The 3879-nt window shown below is 69.0% G+C and carries 5 protein-coding genes; 2 read left to right on the top strand and 3 right to left on the bottom strand.

Annotated features, from left to right (window positions below; all coding sequences use genetic code 11):
- Positions 1-801: siderophore-iron reductase FhuF (fhuF, locus tag AC1DOC_RS23700; protein ID WP_478130608.1), on the bottom strand; the 801-nt coding region annotated here is incomplete at its 3' end.
- Positions 802-933: 132 nt separating this feature from the next.
- On the opposite strand from fhuF, the gene AC1DOC_RS23695 reads away from it, so the two are divergent.
- Together AC1DOC_RS23695 and AC1DOC_RS23690 are read left to right on the top strand one after the other, a co-directional pair.
- Entirely contained in the window at positions 934-2625 is a 1692-nt protein-coding gene (locus AC1DOC_RS23695; RefSeq protein ID WP_478080116.1) for a cyclic peptide export ABC transporter, read from the top strand.
- Positions 2622-2858, top strand: a complete 237-nt coding sequence (locus tag AC1DOC_RS23690) for a hypothetical protein (RefSeq protein ID WP_478080117.1) — start codon at positions 2622-2624, stop codon at positions 2856-2858. Before AC1DOC_RS23695 ends, AC1DOC_RS23690 begins: the two co-directional genes overlap by 4 nt.
- A 10-nt stretch (positions 2859-2868) precedes the next feature.
- On the opposite strand, the gene AC1DOC_RS23685 is transcribed toward AC1DOC_RS23690, so the two are convergent.
- Both AC1DOC_RS23685 and AC1DOC_RS23680 read right to left on the bottom strand, forming a co-directional pair.
- Positions 2869-3087, bottom strand: a complete 219-nt coding sequence (locus tag AC1DOC_RS23685; RefSeq protein WP_478080118.1) for an iron dicitrate transport regulator FecR — start codon at positions 3085-3087, stop codon at positions 2869-2871.
- Between the two features lie 15 nt (positions 3088-3102).
- Positions 3103-3726 (bottom strand): RNA polymerase sigma factor, encoded by a 624-nt coding sequence (locus AC1DOC_RS23680; protein WP_478080119.1) that lies wholly within the window; start codon positions 3724-3726, stop codon positions 3103-3105.
- Between the last annotated feature and the right edge of the window lie 153 nt (positions 3727-3879).

Raw genomic sequence — 3879 nt, 5'->3', positions numbered from 1 at the left:
GAGCGGGCAGGCGCCGCAGTAGTCCTCGCGCGGAAGCAGGTAGTAGAGACAGCACTGGCGGTGCAGCTTGACCGGCCGGCCCTGGCCGGCGCCGGCCGGCCGCACTTCGCGGCAGCGGGCGTGCAGTGGGTTGAGCGGCCGGGCCTCGTCCGGCCAGGCGGGGTGGTGCAGGAGGCGATCGCGGTCGTGTGCGATGTGGGCCGCACCGCCGGTCGCGGCCAGCGCCAGGTCGAAGATCGGTTCGAGGTGGCGCGCGGTGTTGCCCCACAGGATCTTGGGCGCAAGCCGCGTGAGGCTGCACAGGGCAGTGAAAAGCGGCTGCAGGTGCTGCCACAGCAGCGGCGCATAGCGCTGCGCGGTGTCGGCGCCGCGGCGCGCATCGCCCAGGTGCAGCACATGAAAGCTGGCGGGCGCGCCCTTGTCGTCGAGCCGCACCCAGATGTGCTCCGCTGAAACGGGAAGCACGTGCTGCAGCACGCTGGCGGCGGCCACCACGGGCGGCAGCAACGCGGAGAGATAGTCCAGGCTCCATGCCGAGGCGACCGGCCGCAGGTCGCGCGCGCCGGCCGCGCCGCGCGTTCGCGCGTGAAGGTGCAGCACGTCGGCAAGGAGCGAAGGCGAATGCGCCAGGTCGGCCACGCGCAGTGCGCCGGCCGGTACCGTGTCCGCGCACTGCAGCCGCTCGGCATGCTCGGCCAGTGCACCGGGGAACAGGGGTTCCAGCAGCGCGATCACGAGGCGGCCTGCAAGAGGTGCGGGGAATGCATCCCTTGAAGACGGTTTGGCGGCGAGGGTGTTCATCCGGCCCGCGCATGAACATTGGCCGGACCCAACCGTCTATGCAGTAAGCGGCGTGCAGCCGCACGGGCGATGTCGACAGGGCATGGCCGTTTTCAAGCCGTTTTGCCCCGGGTGGGCGGAAAGAGCCTTTGCATGACACCGACCACCACGACCCCCCGTGGCAACACCTCCGAACTCGGGCGCCTGCTCAAGCCGTTTCTACCGTGGGTCCTCTTGTCCGCGGTCACGGGCATCAGCGCGGGTGCGGCCACCGTCGCGCTGCTGGGCACCATCAACCAGGTGCTCAACCGCGAGGGCGGCATGGCGGGCGGGCTGCTGCTGACCTTCGTCGGGCTGTGCGCGGTGGCGCTGCTGGGGCGCATGGCCTCGGACGTGTCGACCAACTTCGTCGGCCAGCGGCTGGTGGCGCAGGTGCGCAAGAGCCTCGCGCAGAAGATTCTCTCGGCGCCCATCGATGCACTGGAGCGCTACCGCACGCACCGGCTGATGCCGGTGCTGTCGCAGGACGTGGACATGATCAGCGACGTGGCCTTCGTGCTGTCGTCCACGCTCATCGCGTTCGCGATTGCGCTGGGTTGCCTGGCGTACCTCGCCTACCTGTCGCTGCCGCTGTTCTGCCTCTTGGTGGTGGCGCTCGCGATCGGCGCGACCATCCAGACACGCGCGCAGGTGCGCGCCGAGGTGGGTTTCTGGAAAGCGCGTGAATACGAGGAGCAGCTGCACAAGACCTACCGCGCGATCAGCGAAGGCGCGAAGGAATTCCGCATGCACCGCGCGCGCCGCACGCGGATGTTCGGCGGGCAGATCGAGCGCATCGTGGACAACATTCGCACCGTGAACGGACGCGCCATCAACACCTATGTGATGGCGACGGCCTTCGGCTCAGCGCTGTTCTTCCTGCTGATCGCGCTGATCCTGGGCTGGGCCGCGTTCCGGCCGACCGAGCCCGCGGTGCTGAGCGGCTTCGTGCTGGTGATGCTGTTCCTGAAGGGGCCGGTGGACCAGATCGCGGGCGCGCTGCCGGGCGTGGGCCGGGCCAGGATCGCGTTCCGGCGTATCGCCGACCTGTCGGCGCGCTTTGCAACGCCGGAGCCGCACCTGCACCTGGAGCGTGCATCCAGCGGCGTGATGCTCCACCGCGAGATCGCGATGCGCGGCGTGTGCTACCGCTTCGATGCGCCCGAAGGCGGCGAGGCTTTCACGCTCGGCCCCATCGACCTGGTGCTGCGGCCCGGCGAGATGGTGTTCATCGTGGGCGACAACGGCTCCGGCAAGACCACGCTGATCAAGCTGCTGCTCGGCCTCTATGCACCGCACGCCGGCGAAGTGCTGCTCGACGGCGGCGTGGTGACGCCCGAGGGGCGCGACGACTACAGGCAGCTGTTCACGACGGTGTTCTCGGACTTCTACCTGTTCGAGGACCTGGCGGCCGGCGAAGACGGCGCGGGCACGGCCACGCTGCCGCAGACCGCGCTGCCTTACCTGGAGCGCCTGGAAATCGCGCACAAGGTGAGCGTGAAGGACGGCGCCTTCACCACCACCGACCTTTCGACCGGGCAGCGCAAGCGGCTGGCGCTGGTGCATGCGTACCTGGAAGGCCGACCGGTGCTGGTGTTCGACGAATGGGCCGCCGACCAGGACCCGGCTTTCCGGCACCTGTTCTACACGGAGCTCCTGCCCGAACTGCGCGCCAAGGGGCACCTGCTGGTGGTGATCTCGCACGACGACAGGTACTTCCACCTGGCCGACCGCGTGGTCACGATGCGCGCCGGAAAGATCGAGGAAGACAAGGCGTACGTCCCGCCCGAAAGCCTGGCTGCATGATGCGTGACCGTGTGCCCGACGATCCCGCCTTCGACGCCGCGTGGACGCTCTTTTGCACGCTGCACGACTCGCCCTCGCCGGAGCGCGCCGAAGAACTCATCCGCTGGCTCGGCGTGGACCCCGGGAACATCTGCGCGCTGGACGACGTGCTGACCCTCTGGGCGCTGGCCGGGGCCGCGCTGGTCAAGCCGTCGATGCAGGAGGCGCTGCGCGAAGAAGGGCGCCTGCAGTGAAGCCCGGCCGCTACTTCTGCCGGTCGCGCAGATCCGCCGCGATGCCGCCGAGCGCGTCCCAACGGCGGCGCGCTTCCTGGGCCGCGGCCGCATGCTCTGCCGACCGGCTGCGCCACCGCGCGAGCGCCAGGCGGGCGGCCGTGGCGGCATCGTGCGCAGCGGCGATCTCGCTCTGCACGATCAGCGCGAGGGCACGCTCGATGAGCTTCTCGTTCGGGACGCTTGCCACGGCGCAACCGTCCGCTCAGGCGAAGTCTTCGGCGAACATTGCGTCGAAGCCCGGCCGCGTCGAGACGACCGGCTGCTCGACCAGCTCCGAACGCAGCCGGGCGAACACGCGCGAGCAGTCGATGGCGGCGCGCAGCAGGTGCTTGGCGACCGCCATCTCGCTGATGTTCAGTTGCTGCGCGATTTCGGCGCGCGTGTGTCCGTAGGCGCGGAACAGCAGGAACACTTCGCGCCGGCGGGGCGGCAGCGTTTCGAGCGTCTCGACCACGCGCGCCAGCACCTGCTGCTGGGACGCGATGAATTCGCAGGAAGGCGCGACCTGGCGCGAGCCCGAGTTGAAATGCGTGCCGACCCAGTCCTGTGCCACCTTGCGGCGGCGCGCATCGTCCACGCACAGGTTGCGCGCCACGCGAAACAGCAGGGCGCGGGGCGACTCGATGCCGCCGGTGCCTTGTTGCGTGCCGTCCGGCGCCGCATCGTCGATGCGGATGCCGTTGTTCATCTTGAGCGCGTGCGCATACACGCGCTCGAAGCTGGATTGCGCGATGTCCGCCGCGTAGTGCGGGTCGCGCAGGTCGCGCGTCAGCTGCCGGCGCAAGTCCGCATAGTGGGCCAGCAGTTCCTGGACGATGTCGCGCATCCGATCGCCTTCTCGCAAGCATCAACGTGTGGGTTCCCTGGGCCGGCCACCGCCGCGCGATGCGGGGTGGCTGGGGCGATTGAATAAGAATTATTCTTATTGAAGTGTAACCTTAACCGCTTCTTAACGAAGCTGGAAAAGGCGCAGGAACCC

The organism is Variovorax sp. 01T439_2 (genome assembly GCF_056398445.1).
The sequence above is the reverse complement of the archived record's forward strand: the minus strand, read 5'-3'. Positions and strand labels throughout refer to the sequence as shown.